14 protein-coding genes are annotated in these 12,947 nt (G+C 73.6%); 3 read left to right on the top strand and 11 right to left on the bottom strand.

What is annotated here, in order from left to right:
• Positions 1 to 11: 11 nt before the first annotated feature.
• The 8 genes from rnc to ACZ7JZ_RS16800 all read right to left on the bottom strand — a co-directional run bounded on the left by rnc (position 12) and on the right by ACZ7JZ_RS16800 (position 8,175).
• Complete coding sequence (rnc, locus tag ACZ7JZ_RS16835; RefSeq protein ID WP_470939274.1) at positions 12 to 839, bottom strand: ribonuclease III; 828 nt, start codon at positions 837 to 839, stop codon at positions 12 to 14.
• Between the two features lie 19 nt (positions 840 to 858).
• Positions 859 to 1,032, bottom strand: coding sequence for a 50S ribosomal protein L32 (gene rpmF, locus ACZ7JZ_RS16830; protein WP_470939271.1), 174 nt, complete (start codon positions 1,030 to 1,032; stop codon positions 859 to 861).
• Between the two features lie 2 nt (positions 1,033 to 1,034).
• The gene (locus tag ACZ7JZ_RS16825) at positions 1,035 to 1,679 is read right to left on the bottom strand and encodes a YceD family protein (RefSeq protein WP_470939756.1); all 645 of its coding nucleotides are present in this window, start codon (positions 1,677 to 1,679) and stop codon (positions 1,035 to 1,037) included.
• A 175-nt stretch (positions 1,680 to 1,854) separates the two neighbouring features.
• A complete protein-coding gene (locus tag ACZ7JZ_RS16820) occupies positions 1,855 to 2,955 on the bottom strand; it encodes a cell division initiation protein (RefSeq protein ID WP_470939268.1) in 1,101 nt (366 codons plus the stop codon).
• A 93-nt stretch (positions 2,956 to 3,048) separates the two neighbouring features.
• Complete coding sequence (gene coaD / locus ACZ7JZ_RS16815) at positions 3,049 to 3,528, bottom strand: pantetheine-phosphate adenylyltransferase (protein ID WP_470939265.1); 480 nt, start codon at positions 3,526 to 3,528, stop codon at positions 3,049 to 3,051.
• Positions 3,529 to 3,554: 26 nt separating this feature from the next.
• The gene (gene rsmD / locus ACZ7JZ_RS16810) at positions 3,555 to 4,136 is read right to left on the bottom strand and encodes a 16S rRNA (guanine(966)-N(2))-methyltransferase RsmD (RefSeq protein ID WP_470939262.1); all 582 of its coding nucleotides are present in this window, start codon (positions 4,134 to 4,136) and stop codon (positions 3,555 to 3,557) included.
• A gap of 98 nt (positions 4,137 to 4,234) precedes the next feature.
• Positions 4,235 to 6,454: an ATP-dependent DNA helicase RecG gene (gene recG, locus ACZ7JZ_RS16805; RefSeq protein WP_470939259.1), complete on the bottom strand. Its 2,220-nt coding sequence runs from the start codon at positions 6,452 to 6,454 to the stop codon at positions 4,235 to 4,237.
• Positions 6,455 to 6,480: 26 nt separating this feature from the next.
• The gene (locus ACZ7JZ_RS16800; RefSeq protein ID WP_470939256.1) at positions 6,481 to 8,175 is read right to left on the bottom strand and encodes a DAK2 domain-containing protein; all 1,695 of its coding nucleotides are present in this window, start codon (positions 8,173 to 8,175) and stop codon (positions 6,481 to 6,483) included.
• Positions 8,176 to 8,420: 245 nt separating this feature from the next.
• On the opposite strand from ACZ7JZ_RS16800, the gene rpmB reads away from it, so the two are divergent.
• Entirely contained in the window at positions 8,421 to 8,606 is a 186-nt protein-coding gene (gene rpmB, locus ACZ7JZ_RS16795; protein WP_016642993.1) for a 50S ribosomal protein L28, read from the top strand.
• A gap of 151 nt (positions 8,607 to 8,757) precedes the next feature.
• Here the strand turns inward: rpmB and thiD are convergent, their stop codons facing one another.
• Both thiD and ACZ7JZ_RS16785 read right to left on the bottom strand, forming a co-directional pair.
• A complete protein-coding gene (gene thiD / locus ACZ7JZ_RS16790; RefSeq protein WP_470939753.1) occupies positions 8,758 to 9,549 on the bottom strand; it encodes a bifunctional hydroxymethylpyrimidine kinase/phosphomethylpyrimidine kinase in 792 nt (263 codons plus the stop codon).
• Between the two features lie 83 nt (positions 9,550 to 9,632).
• The gene (locus tag ACZ7JZ_RS16785; protein WP_470939253.1) at positions 9,633 to 10,607 is read right to left on the bottom strand and encodes a thiamine-phosphate kinase; all 975 of its coding nucleotides are present in this window, start codon (positions 10,605 to 10,607) and stop codon (positions 9,633 to 9,635) included.
• Positions 10,608 to 10,932: 325 nt separating this feature from the next.
• On the opposite strand from ACZ7JZ_RS16785, the gene ACZ7JZ_RS16780 reads away from it, so the two are divergent.
• Both ACZ7JZ_RS16780 and ACZ7JZ_RS16775 read left to right on the top strand, forming a co-directional pair.
• Positions 10,933 to 11,166 carry an Lrp/AsnC ligand binding domain-containing protein gene (locus tag ACZ7JZ_RS16780; RefSeq protein ID WP_470939251.1) on the top strand — a complete coding sequence of 78 codons (234 nt, stop codon included), beginning with the start codon at positions 10,933 to 10,935 and terminating at the stop codon, positions 11,164 to 11,166.
• 20 nt (positions 11,167 to 11,186) lie between these two features.
• The gene (locus ACZ7JZ_RS16775) at positions 11,187 to 11,687 is read left to right on the top strand and encodes a DUF3515 domain-containing protein (protein WP_470939248.1); all 501 of its coding nucleotides are present in this window, start codon (positions 11,187 to 11,189) and stop codon (positions 11,685 to 11,687) included.
• 101 nt (positions 11,688 to 11,788) lie between these two features.
• Here the strand turns inward: ACZ7JZ_RS16775 and ACZ7JZ_RS16770 are convergent, their stop codons facing one another.
• Positions 11,789 to 12,946: a D-alanine--D-alanine ligase family protein gene (locus ACZ7JZ_RS16770; protein WP_470939245.1), complete on the bottom strand. Its 1,158-nt coding sequence runs from the start codon at positions 12,944 to 12,946 to the stop codon at positions 11,789 to 11,791.
• Between the last annotated feature and the right edge of the window lies 1 nt (position 12,947).

Below are 12,947 nucleotides of genomic sequence, written 5' to 3'. Positions count from 1 at the left end.
GAAGGAACCGGTCAGGTGCCGGGCGCGACACCGGCGGCGGGGGTCGGCGTCCCGCCGTCTGCGTCACCGGCCGCGTCGGCGGCAGCGGCCTGGGCCGCGATCCGCTCGTCGGCGGCCGCGCGGATGGCGCGCCAGGCGGACTCCGCCGCCTGCTGCTCCGCTTCCTTCTTGCTGCGGCCGGTACCGGTGCCGTACGAGACACCACCGACGCGGGCCGCAGCGGTAAAGGTCTTCTCGTGGTCAGGGCCGGTCTCGGTCACCAGGTACTCCGGGACACCGAGACCCTCTGCCGCGGTGAGCTCCTGGAGGCTGGTCTTCCAGTCCAGTCCGGCACCGAGGTTCGAGGACTTCTCGATCAGCGGGTCGAAGAGCCGGTGCACCAGCTCCGAGGCCGCGTCGAGACCCTGGTCGAGGTAGACCGCGCCGATCACCGCTTCGAGGGTGTCGGCGAGGATGGAGGCCTTGTCCCGGCCGCCCGTGCCCTCTTCGCCCCGGCCGAGCCGGATGAAGGAGCCGAGTTCGAGGCCGCGCCCGACCTCCGCCAGCGCACGCGAGTTGACCACCGCGGCCCGCAGTTTGGCCAGCTGGCCTTCGGGCAGGTCGGGGTGGGTGCGGTACAGCGTGTCCGTGACCACCAGACCGAGCACGGAGTCCCCGAGGAACTCCAGCCGCTCGTTGGTGGGCAGGCCGCCGTTCTCGTACGCGTACGAGCGGTGGGTGAGCGCACGCACCAGAAGGGCGGTCTCGAGCTGATACCCGAGCCGCCCTTCCAGAAGGGTGTGGGACGAGGCCGCGTTGCTGTAATCTGCCTGCTTCTTCTCGCCGGCAAGTTCAGACATTGCGCCTCTCACCAGCCGCTCAGACCGCGAGGACCTGGCGCTTGTTGTAGGTGCCGCAGCTCGGGCACGCGATGTGCTGCTGCTTCGGCTCCTGGCAACGCTCACACGAAACCAGGGGGGTGACCGCAGCCTTCCACTGCGACCGGCGGTGGCGCGTGTTGCTGCGCGACATCTTCCGCTTCGGAACAGCCACGGCTACTTCTCCTGCTTCTCGGCGGCGCGTGCAGATCCAGGCCCGTCGCCGCTCATGTTGTCCTTCTCGTCATCCTGATCGGCGACGAGTCCCTGCAGTGCCGCCCAACGGATGTCGACGGCGTCGTGGTGGTGCTCCGGGTCGTCGTTCAGAACGGCTCCGCACTGGGAGCACAGTCCGAGACAGTCGTCACGGCACACCGGCTGCGACGGCAGTGCGAGCACCACCGCATCCCGCAGCAGGGGTTCGAGGTCGAACAGGTCGTCCTCGAGGAAGTACCTGTCCTCGTCTTCCTCGGCGTCGTCGCCCGGCTCCGCCAAGGGGCGGCCCCGGCCGTCGGCGTCAGGGTACGAGAACAGTTCCTGGAAGCGCGCGTTGAGCTCCAGCTCAAGCGGCTCCAGACACCTTACGCACTCCCCCACGGCCGATGCACGGGAGATGCCTGTGACAAGCACCCCTTCCATGACCGACTCGAGGCGGAGCCCGATCTGCACCGGGGTGCCTTCCGGCACTCCGAGTACACCGGCGATTCCGAGGTCCGACGGGGCGTCGACCGTGCGGGACACCTTCTGCATCGCACCAGGACGCCGACCCAGCTCGTGCGTATCGAACACGAGGGGGTTGCGGTGGTCGAGGCGGCGGTTCAGGGCTGTTCCTGCTTTCGGATTCGCTGGGTGGGCTGCCGGGCTCCCCGTCTCCGGGGTGCCTGCGGGCAGCAGGGATCGCAGCGGATACGCGCGACCGAAGAGCCAGGATACCCGCCCGTTCGCCCAGGGCCCAATCCGGGTGGCCCGGATTGGGCGGTCCGCGGCGCGGAGGGTGCTAACGGCCCTGCTCGTACGCGCGCACGCGGTCCAGGTCGATCATGCCGGTGTCGAAGAAGCTGGTCTCGTCCAGGGCGGCGGGCCGGGCCGCGTGCGCCTGCGGCTGGGCCGCGTAGGGGTCTGCGTGGCCGGTGGTGCCGGGGTGGCCGCCCTGCCCGCTGTAGTCCGGGTAGCCGTCCGCGGTCCCCGGGTAGCCCGCGGAGGCCGCGTACGGGTCCTGCTGGGCGGGGTAGCCGTACGGGTCCTGCGGGGCGGTCTGCGGGTATCCGTACGGGTCCTGGTAGCCGTACCCGCCGTCGGAGGCGCCCGCGGGCTGCGGGGAGGCCTGGGGGTACGCCGGGAAGTCCGCGTACGGGTCGCCCGGAGCCGGGTACCCGGCGGGGGCGGGCTCCGCATGGGACTGGGCGGGGATGGCGGGGGCCGGCTCCGCGAGGCCGGCCAGGAAGTCCGCGTCGCTGGTGGCGGTGCGCGGCCCGTCCGTGGCGTCCTGCGCGGCCATGTGGGCGCCGAGGTCGTCGGCGGGCAGCCGGCCCAGGAGCTTCTGGCGGCCCCGGCCGACGGCCTCCAGGGTCTTGCCGAGCACGGCCTCGAAGGCGCCGAGTTTGGCGGAGATGTACTCGTCGGCGGAGCCGTGGCCCCCGCCGTCGAAGTCCGGTTCGTGGCGCAGCAGCTTCTCGCGGCCGCGCTCGACAGAGCCGAGGGTCTTGGTGAGGACGACCTCGAAGTTCGCGAGCTTGCTGTCCACGTAGTCGTCGGCCTCGGCCCGGACCTCGGCGGCCTCGCGGCGGGCCTCGTCGAGGATCCGCTCGGCCTCGGCCCGGGAGCGGCGGGCCACCTCGGTGTCGGAGACGAGGCTGCCGCGGTGGGCGTGCGCGGACTCGATGATCCGCTCCGCCTCGCGGCGGGCCTCGTCGACCATGCGGTCGCGGCCGCCGATCAGTTCCTCGGCGTGGGCGAGGGAGCCGGGCAGGGCCTGGCGCACCTCGTCGAGGAGGGCGAGCAGCTCGGCGCGGTTGACCACGCACGAGGCGGACATGGGCATGGACCGGGCGCTGCCGACGGCCTCGACGATCTCGTCGAGCTTCTTCTGCACGTCCACGTGTGCTCGCACTCTCTCGGCCTCGGCTTGCCCCGAGACGGACGGGACGATGCTACGGCCGGGGCGGGCCGGCCGGGACCGGCCCGCGGAAGGTCAGCGGCCGGCGAGGCGTTCGGTCAGGGCCCGGTGGACCGGGGGGGGCAGCAGGTGGGCCACGTCCCCGCCCCAGGTCGCGACTTCCTTGACCAGGGAGGAGGACAGGAAGCTGTAGGTGGGGTTGGTGGGGACGAAGAGGGTCTCCACGCCCGAGAGGCCGTTGTTCATCTGGGCCATCTGGAGCTCGTAGTCGAAATCGCTGACGGCGCGCAGCCCCTTGACGATGGCCGGGATGTCGCGCTGCTTGCAGAAGTCGACCAGGAGGCCGTGGAAGGACTCGACGACGACGTTGCCGTAGTCGGCGGTGACCTCGCGGATCAGCTCGATCCGCTCCTCGACCGTGAACAGCCCCTTCTTGGACTGGTTGATCATCACGGCCACGTGCACGACGTCGTACAGCTTCGAGGCACGTCCGATGATGTCGAGATGTCCGTTGGTGACGGGGTCGAAGGACCCCGGACAGACGGCGCGGCGCACTCGTACTCCCTCGTTCTGCGGTGCGTTCATGATGCGTGGTGGCCGGTCGGGGCGGTGCGTCCGTACCAGAAGGTGCCTTCGCCGTAGCGCCGCGACCGCAGCGGCTCGAAGCCGTCGGGCCACGGGAACTCCCCGCTCCTCGTGCTGCGCTCCACGGTGACGAGCGCATCGGCGCTGAGCCAGCCCCCGGTGCGGAGTGTGAGGAGGATCTCGCCGAGATCACCGCTGGTGACGGCATAGGGCGGGTCCAGGAAGACCAGGTCGTACGGGGCCCCGGGGGCGGGGGCGGCAACGATCTGCTCGGCCTTCCCGGCGCGGAACTCCGCCCCGGGCAGGCCCAGGCTGCGGATGTTGTCGCGGATGGCCTTGGCGGCCTTCGGGTCGGCCTCGACCAGCAGGGTGTGGGCCGCGCCGCGGGAGAGGGCCTCCAGGCCCACGGCCCCGGAGCCGCCGTACAGGTCGAGGACGCGGGCGCCCGCGAGCCCGTGCAGCGACTCCCAGGTCGAGAACAGGCCCTCGCGCGCCCGGTCCGAGGTGGGACGGGTGCCGGTGCCGGGCGGTACGGCCAGCCGGCGGCCGCCGGCCGTGCCGGCGATCACGCGGGTCATCCGGGTTTCCTTCTTCGCTGCGGGTGCCCCCGCGGGTACGGGGAACTCCACGATAGGTCTTCCCGCGCGGACGGCACGCGGGGGGCCGACCGGGCCGGTCAGCCCTTTTCGAGGTACTGCTCGCGCTCCTCGTCGAGGAGGGCGTCGAGGGCCGTGCGCAGTCCGGGGAGCCCGGCGAGCCCGGGGTCGGCGGCGACGGTGCGGGTGGCCTCCTCGCGGGCCTGGGCGATGACCTCCTCGTCCTCGATGACGGCGAGCATCCGCAGCGAGGAGCGGACCCCGGACTGGGCCTGGCCGAGCACGTCGCCCTCGCGGCGCTGCTCCAGGTCGATGCGGGAGAGCTCGAACCCGTCGAGGGTGGCGGCGACGGCGGCGAGGCGGGCGCGGGCGGGGCTGGCCTCGGGCATCTCGCTGACGAGCAGGCACAGCCCGGGGGCGGAGCCGCGGCCGACGCGGCCGCGGAGCTGGTGGAGCTGGGAGACGCCGAAGCGGTCCGCGTCCATGATCACCATCACGGTGGAGTTGGGGACGTTGACCCCGACCTCGATGACGGTGGTGGCGACGAGCACGTGGACCTCGCCCGCGGCGAAGCGGCGCATCACGTCGTCCTTGTCGGCGGGGTCCATCCGGCCGTGCAGGACCTCCACGGACAGCCCGGCCAGGGGGCCCTCCGCGAGCTCGGCGGCGGTGTCCAGCACGGCGAGCGGGGGGCGCTTGTCCTCGTCCGCCGCGGCAGCCGCGGCGGCCTTCTTCTTCGGCTCGTCCTCGCCGTCGCCGATCCGGGGGCAGACCACGTACGCCTGGTGGCCGTTCTCCACCTCCTCGCGGACGCGTTCCCAGGCGCGGGCGAGGAAGTGCGGTTTGTCCTTGGCGGGGACGACGTGGGTGGCGATCGGGGAGCGCCCGGCCGGCAGCTGGTCGAGCACGGAGGTCTCCAGGTCCCCGAAGACCGTCATCGCGACCGTGCGCGGGATCGGGGTGGCCGTCATGACCAGCAGGTGCGGCGGCTGTTTGCCCTTCGAGCGCAGGGCGTCGCGCTGCTCCACGCCGAAGCGGTGCTGCTCGTCGACGACGACGAGCCCGAGGTCGTGGAACTGCACCTTGTCCTCGATCAGCGCGTGCGTGCCGATCACGATCCCGGCCTCGCCGGTGACGAGGTCGAGCAGGGCCTGCCGGCGGGCGGGCATCCCCATCGAGCCCGTGAGCAGCACGACCTTGGTGCCCTGGTCCGACCCGCCGAGCATCCCGCCCTCGGCGAGTGCGCCCATCATCTCGGTGACCGACCGGTGGTGCTGCTGGGCGAGGACCTCGGTGGGGGCGAGCAGGGCGGCCTGCCCCCCGGAGTCCACCACGGCGAGCATGGCCCGCAGGGCCACCATGGTCTTCCCGGATCCGACCTCGCCCTGGAGGAGGCGGTGCATGGGGTGTTCGGTGGCGAGGTCCTCGAAGATCTCGCGGGAGACGGTCTGCTGGCCCTCGGTGAGGGTGAAGGGGAGCTTCGCGTCGAAGGAGTCCAGGATTCCGCCGGGGGCGGGGCGGCGGGCGACGGCGGGGAGCTGGGTGTCGGCGAAGCGGCGGCGGGCCAGGGCGACCTGGAGGACGAAGGCCTCGTCCCACTTGAGCCGCTCGCGGGCCGCGTCGATGTCGGCCCTGGTCCGCGGACGGTGGATCTTCAGCAGGGCCTCGGGGAGGGTGAGCAGCCCGCGGCCCTCGCGCAGCGCGGGCGGGAGCGGGTCCACGGCCTCCTGCGCGCTCGGCAGTACGGCGTCCACGGCCTTGGAGATCTTCCAGGTCTCCAGCTTGGCGCAGGCGGGGTAGATGGGGATGCGCTGGTTGGCGAAGGCCGCGGCGGCGTCGCGGTCCGCCTCCGGCGAGTCCTGGGGGCCGTCCGCGCCGAGCAGCTCGTACGCGGGGTGGGCGAGCTGCAGGCGGCGGTTGAAGACGCCCACCTTGCCCGCGAACATCGCGCGGGTGCCGGGCAGCAGCTCCTTGTGGGGCTTGTGCACGCCGGAGCCGAAGAAGACGAGCTGGAGGCGGCCGCTGCCGTCCGTGATGGTGACTTCGAGGCGTCTGCCGCGGCCGCCGTTGAAGGTCAGCACCCGGGCGTCGGCGACCTGTGCGACCACCGTCACGTGCTCGTCGAGCTGGTCGGCGAGCTCGGACAGCGGGGTCAGCTCCCCGCGCTCGGCGTACCGGCGGGGGTAGTGGTGGAGGAGGTCGCCGACCGTGTGCAGGCCGAGGTTCTCGGCGAGCACCTTGGCGGTGGCGGGGCCGAGCGTCTTCTTGAGCGGTTCGTCGAGGGCGGGCACGTGCTCCATTGCACACCATGCCGGTGACAGCGCCGCTACTCGACGCCGATCAGCAGCGGGGCCGAGTGCCGTCCGCCGCGGTAGGTCACGGTGTCCACGGCGAGGTGGGCCTCGCGCACGTACGCCTCCAGCCGCTCGGCGAGGGCGTCGGGGACCCCGGGGCCGAGGACGAGGGTGACCAGTTCCCCGCCGGAGCCGAGCATCCGGGCGAGGACCGCCTCGGCGGTTTCGGGGAGCCCGGCGCCGATGACGGCCACGTCCCCGTCGATCAGGCCGAGCACGTCCCCGGCCTGGCAGATGCCCGCGGAGGTGAACGACTGCCGCTCGGCCACGGCCAGTTCGCCGTACCGGGTGGCGCCGGCGGCCGCGGTCATGGCGACCACGTCCTCGTCGAAGCTGCCGTCGGGGTCGTGGACGGCGAGGGCGGCCAGCCCCTGGACCGGGGAGCGGGTGGGGATGAGGGCGACGCGCACGCCTTCGGCGCGGGCCTGTTCGGCGGCTTCGGCCGCGGTGCGGCGCAGATCGGCGTCGTTGGGCAGGAGGACGACCTCGCGGGCGTGCGCCCGGTGGACCGCGTCGAGGAGCTCCGCGGCGGCGGTCGGCTCCCCGGGGCGGGCGAGGACGGCGGTGGCCCCGGCTTCCGCGCACAGGGAGGCGAGCCCCTCGCCCGGTACGACGGCCACGACGGCGCGCTGCACCCGCTCGCCGCGGGCCCGCAGCCGCTCCCCGCCGAAGTGGGTGATGCGGATCCGGTGGGGCCGGCCGGCCTCGATCCCGGCCTCCACGGCGGCCCCGGGGTCGTCCACGTGCACATGGACGCTCCACAGGCCCTCGCCGCCGACCACCACGAGCGAGTCGCCGAGCGGGTCGAGCGCGGCGCGCAGCCGCGCGACCTCCCGGTCCCCCGCGTCGAGCAGGTAGACGACCTCGTACGCGGGCCCGCCCCCGGCCTCCCCGGCGCAGGCCTCGGCCGGCAGCGCGGCGGGGTCGGCGGCGGGCCTGCCCAGCGCGGGCCCCGGCTCGGGCTCCTGCCCGGACAGGGCCTGCCACAGGGCGCCGAGTACGGCGACGACCCCGCAGCCGCCCGCGTCGACGACCCCGGCCCGGCCGAGTACGCCGAGCTGGCCGGGGGTGCGGTCGAGGGCGTCGCGGGCGCCCTCGTACGCGGCGCGGGCCACCTCGGCGGCGGCCCGGCCCGCGGTCTCGGCGGCGGCCGCGGCCTGCGCGGCGCAGGCGGCGACGGTCAGCATGGTGCCCTCGACGGGGTGGGCGACGGCGCCGTACGCGGAGGACGCGGCCCGCTCCAGGGCGGCGGCGAGCTGCCGCGCGGTCCCGCCCCCGGCCGCCCCGGCCTCCCCTGCGCCCGCTGCGGGTACGGGGGTCAGGACCCCGTCGGGAAGGGCCGCGAAGACCTCCGCCATCCCGCGCAGCAGCTGGGCCAGGATCGTGCCGGAGTTCCCGCGGGCGCCTATGAGGGCGCCGTGCGCGTAGGCGCGGGCGGCGTCGGCGAGGGTGGGCTGCGCCGGGCCGCCGTCCGGGGCGGCGAAGGCCTCGGTGACGGCGCGGGCGCCGGATTCGGCGGTCAGGAAGAGGTTGGTGCCGGTGTCCCCGTCCGCGACCGGGTAGACGTTGATCGCGTCGATGTCCTCGCGGGCCCGGCCGAGCGCGGCGGCGGCCAGCGAGCTCCACGTGCGCACCGCAGCGGCGTCGAGGGTGTGCGGCGCGTGCACCTGGCGTGCCTCCTTCGGCGGGCGGTCTCTGCCTCCGCAGGGTAACGAAGCGGTGGCCCCGGCCGGGGACCGGGCGGGGTGGGGTCCGCGGGACCGTGGTAGTTTTCTCGGACGGGCGGAGTCGTTGTATGCTGCTCCGGTTGCCTGATGAGAATCAGGCCATCCCCCCGGCAAACCACTTCAGATCTCTGATTCCGGTGCGCCGGATTTCACTGTAAGTGCATCTGAAGTCTTTGGAGTGACCTGTGGCTGCCAACTGCGACGTTTGCGGCAAGGGGCCGGGCTTCGGCAACAACATCTCGCACTCGCACCGCCGTACGCCCCGTCGCTGGAACCCGAACATCCAGCGCGTCCGTGCCGTGGTCAGTGGGACGCCGAAGCGCCTCAACGCCTGCACCTCGTGCATCAAGGCCGGCAAGGTCTCGCGCTGACGCTCCCGTCGTAGCGCAGCCCTTCCGGTTGCCGAGAAGGCCGGTTCACCCAGGTGAACCGGCCTTTTTGCCATTCCCGGACCTGGTGCGCCCCCCGACCAGGGTGCCCCCGGGCGCCGACCGGCGCCCGGGAACCCGTACCGTTCGCCGGTCAGTGCCCCGCCGCGCGCCAGCGCCAGGCGTGGTCCACCGGCCCGATGCCCCCGCCGAGCGCGAAGCCGGCGGCGATGGCCCCGGTCACGTACTCCTTGGCGGCGGTGACGGCCGCGGGTACCGCGAGCCCCCGGGCCAGTCCGGCGGCTATCGCGCTGGCGAGGGTGCAGCCCGTGCCGTGGGTGTGTCGGTTGGGGTGCCGGGGGGCCCGCAGCCACAGCTCCTCGGCCCCGTCCGTGAGCAGGTCCACGGCCTCGTGCCCGGCGGCCAGGTGGCCGCCCTTGATGAGCGCCCAGCGCGGCCCGAAGGCGAGCACGGCGTCGGCCGCGCGGCGCAGGTCGTCCTCGGTGCGGCACACGAGGCCCGTGAGCTGCGCCACCTCGTCCAGGTTGGGCGTGGCCACCGTCGCGGCCGGCAGCAGCAGGGTGCGTACGGCGTCCAGCGCGGAGGCGGCGAGGAGCGGGTCCCCGTGCTTGGAGACCCCGACGGGGTCCACGACCGCGGGGGCGTCCGTACCGTCGACCAGGGCCGCCACGGTCTCGACCAGGGCGGCGGAGGACAGCATCCCGGTCTTGACCGCCTGGACCCCGATATCGTCGGCCACGGCCCGGTACTGGGCCGTGACGGCCTCTGCGGGCAGGTCCCAGACCCCGCGCACGCCCAGGGAGTTCTGGGCGGTGACGGCGGTCAGCACGCTCATCCCGTGGACCCCGAGGGCCAGCATGGTCTTCAGGTCGGCCTGGATGCCCGCGCCGCCGCCGGAGTCGGATCCGGCGACGGTCAGGCACAGCGGCGGCCGACCGCTCCCAGCCGGGACCGCGCCGGGGAGGGCCTCCGGGGCGCCTCCCGGGACGGCCGCGGGCGTGGCGTCCGTCACGGCCGCCCGTCCTCGATGTCGCCGAAGTGGTCCCAGCCGCCGGTGCTCGTCCACGGGGCGCCGTCGACGGTCACCTGGGGCTGCGCCGAGGGGTGCAGCACCTCTCCGATGACCTTCCAGCGGGCGGGCAGCTTCACGTCGGGCGGGAAGGTGGCCACGATCGCGTGGTCCTCCCCCCCGGTCAGCACCCACTGCAGCGGGTCCACGCCGACGGCCTGGCCGATGTCGTTCATCTGCGTGGGCACGTCGATGGCCGCCGAGCGCAGGTCGATGCGGACCTTGCTGGACTCGGCGATGTGCCCGAGGTCGGCGACGAGCCCGTCGCTGACGTCCGTCATGGCGGTGGCGCCGAGTCCGGCCGCCGCGGGGCCCGCGTGGTACGGGGGTTCGGGCCGCCGGTGCGCCTCGACGAAGGCCCGCGGGGAGCGGAAGCCGCGCGAGAGGACGGCGAACCCGGCGGCGGACCAGCCCAGCCAGCCGGTGACGGCCACGACGTCGCCCGGCTGGGCCCCGGCCCGGGTGACCGGCTCGTGGTTGCGCAGGTCGCCGAGGGCGGTGATGGCCACGGTGATGGTGTCCCCGCGCACGACGTCCCCGCCGACCACGGCGGCCCCCGCGACCTGGCACTCGTCGCGCAGGCCGTCCATCAGCTCGGTCGGCCAGGTGACCGGCAGGTCCGCGGGGACCACGAGCCCGAGCAGCAGGGCCGTGGGCACGGCCCCCATCGCGGCGATGTCCGCCAGGTTCTGGGCGGCGGCCTTGCGGCCGACGTCGTAGGCCGTGGACCAGTCGCGGCGGAAGTGGCGGCCCTCCAGGAGGATGTCCGTGCTCGCCACCACCCGCCGGTCCGGGGCGGAGACGACGGCGGCGTCGTCCCCGGGCCCGAGTCGTACCGCCGGCGTGGTCGTGAGCCGGGAGGTGAGCTCTCGGATGAGCCCGAACTCCCCCAGCTCGCCCACAGTGCCCTTCATCGCTGTGCTCCTTCTGGCCCAGTGGGCTTGCGGTCGCGAGCCTTCACTGCTGTAGGTACCGTCAACAGATAGGTCAACTGCTGCATTTCGTGTGCCCCGCCCGCTCGGCGCCGGGAAGCCGGGAGTCCGGCACGCCGGGGGTTAGCCCGGCGGCACGTGGGGGAAGGGTCTCCCCGCGGCACTCGGCGACGCGGTACCGTGGCGTCCCTTCTTCCCCGGGGCCTTCCCGGGGGTCTTCCCTGGGACCACCCCGCCGTGTCAGGGGCGGGGCCGTTCCCCACCGAAGGTTAGGGGAGACGATCCCCGTGGCCGCCCTGGAGGTTCCGTGGTACAGGCGTACATCCTCATCCAGACCGAGGTGGGCAAGGCGTCGGTGGTCGCCGAGTCCATCGCGAAGATCGCGGGGGTGATCCAGGCGGAGGACGTGACCGGCCCGTACGACGTGATCGTGCGCGCCCAGGCCGACACGGTCGACGAGCTCGGCCGCATGGTGGTCGCCAAGGTCCAGCAGGTGGAAGGCATCACCCGCACCCTGACCTGCCCGGTCGTCCATCTGTAGCCCCCGTCTAGTCTTGGCCGGTGACGTCATCCCGCCGCCGGCCCCTCCGCCTGCCCGCCCTGGTCTGCGCCGCCGCGCTGCTCTCCCTCGCGGGCTGCTCCCCCGGGGAGGCGCGTGCGCAGGTGGAGCCGCCCGCGGCCCCGCCCGCGGACGTCGCGAAGTACTGTGCGGCACTGCACCGGGAGCTCCCCGCGGAGCTGGCCGGCCTGGAGCGGCGCGATCCCGAGCCGGACTCCGAGCTGACCGCCGCGTGGGGCGGCGCAGCGATCGTACTGCGCTGCGGGGTTCCTAAACCCTTCGACCAGATATTGGACCGGCGCACGGGCGAGGTCACGGTCGACGGGGTGGGCTGGATGATCGAGAAGAAGCGCGCGGACGGCTCGTTCCGCTTCTTCTCCGCGGCCCGCCTGGCGTACGTGGAGGTCGTCGTGGACGCCGCGCACGCCACCGACGCCGGAATGCTGGTGCCCCTGGCGCCCGCCGTGGCGAAGACGGTCCCCGAGGGGCTGTCCTCGTACTAGGGGCTAGGGGTACGGGCCGCCGGGGGTACGGGCCCGCACACGGGGCCGCCCGCCGGGGAGCACCCGGCGGGCGGCCTCGCGCGTACCGGCGGCCGGATCCGCTAGCGCAGCCCGGTCGAGCGGTTCATCGCCGCCTGGATGAGGCGGTCCACCAGCTCGGCGTACGAGACGCCCGACTCCTGCCACATGCGCGGGTACATGGAGATCGGGGTGAACCCGGGCATGGTGTTGATCTCGTTGATGACGAACTCGCCGTCCTCGGTGAGGAAGAAGTCGGCGCGGACCAGACCCTCGCACGAGGCCGCCTCGAAGGCCTCGACGGCCAGCCGGCGGACCTCGTCGGTCTGCCCGGGGGTCAGCGGGGCCGGGACGATCCCGGAGGCCGAGTCGATGTACTTGGCCTCGAAGTCGTAGAACTCGTGGCTGGAGACCGGCGGGATCTCGGCCGGCACGCTGGCGCGCGGACCGTCCTCGAACTCCAGCACCCCGCACTCGATCTCGCGGCCGCGCAGCAGCGACTCGACGATGATCTTCGGGTCGTGGCGCTGGGCCTCGGCGACGGCCTCGTCCAGGCCGGACAGGTCGTCGACCTTGGTGATGCCGATGGAGGAGCCGGCGCGGGCCGGCTTCACGAACAGCGGCCAGCCGTGCTCGCCGGCGAAGTCCACGATCCGCTTGCGGGCCGCGGCGGCGTCCCGCTCCCACTCGCGCGGGCGGATGGCGATGTACGGGCCGACGCGGAGGCCGAAGCTGGTGAACACCCGCTTCATGTACTCCTTGTCCTGGCCGACGGCCGAGGCGAGCACGCCCGAGCCCACGTACGGGACGCCGGAGAGCTCCAGCAGGCCCTGGAGGGTGCCGTCCTCGCCGTACGGGCCGTGCAGCATCGGGAAGACCACGTCCACGTCGCCGAGGGCCTTGGGGACGGCGCCGGGCTCGGTGTAGACCACCTCGCGGTTGGCGGGGTCGACGGACAGCACGACGCCGCCCTCCTCGGACTCCGCGAGCTCGGCGACGTCCGGGAGCCTGCGGTCGGTGATGGCCATCCGCTCGGGGTCGTCGGCCGTCAGCGCCCAGCGGCCGTCCTGGGTGATGCCGATGGGCAGCACCTCGTACTTCGTACGGTCGATCGAGCGCAGCACGGCGCCCGCGGTGACGACCGAGATGGCGTGCTCGGAGCTGCGCCCGCCGAACACGACGGCGACGCGGGGCCTGCGGCCCTGCTGCTCAGGGGTCTGGGGGAGGTTCTCGCTGCTCATA

Source organism: Streptomyces sp. NPDC038213, assembly GCF_055600495.1.
Note: the sequence above shows the minus strand (reverse complement) of the source record. Positions and strands in the feature narration are given on the sequence as shown.

Coding starts and splice junctions, on each gene's coding strand:
- ACZ7JZ_RS16785 (WP_470939253.1), bottom strand. CDS start 10,607: ATGAAGGGCACTGTGGGCGAGCTGGGGGAGTTCGGGCTCATCCGAGAG.
- rnc (WP_470939274.1), bottom strand. CDS start 839: ATGTCTGAACTTGCCGGCGAGAAGAAGCAGGCAGATTACAGCAACGCG.
- ACZ7JZ_RS16770 (WP_470939245.1), bottom strand. CDS start 12,946: ATGAGCAGCGAGAACCTCCCCCAGACCCCTGAGCAGCAGGGCCGCAGG.
- recG (WP_470939259.1), bottom strand. CDS start 6,454: ATGGAGCACGTGCCCGCCCTCGACGAACCGCTCAAGAAGACGCTCGGC.
- rsmD (WP_470939262.1), bottom strand. CDS start 4,136: ATGACCCGCGTGATCGCCGGCACGGCCGGCGGCCGCCGGCTGGCCGTA.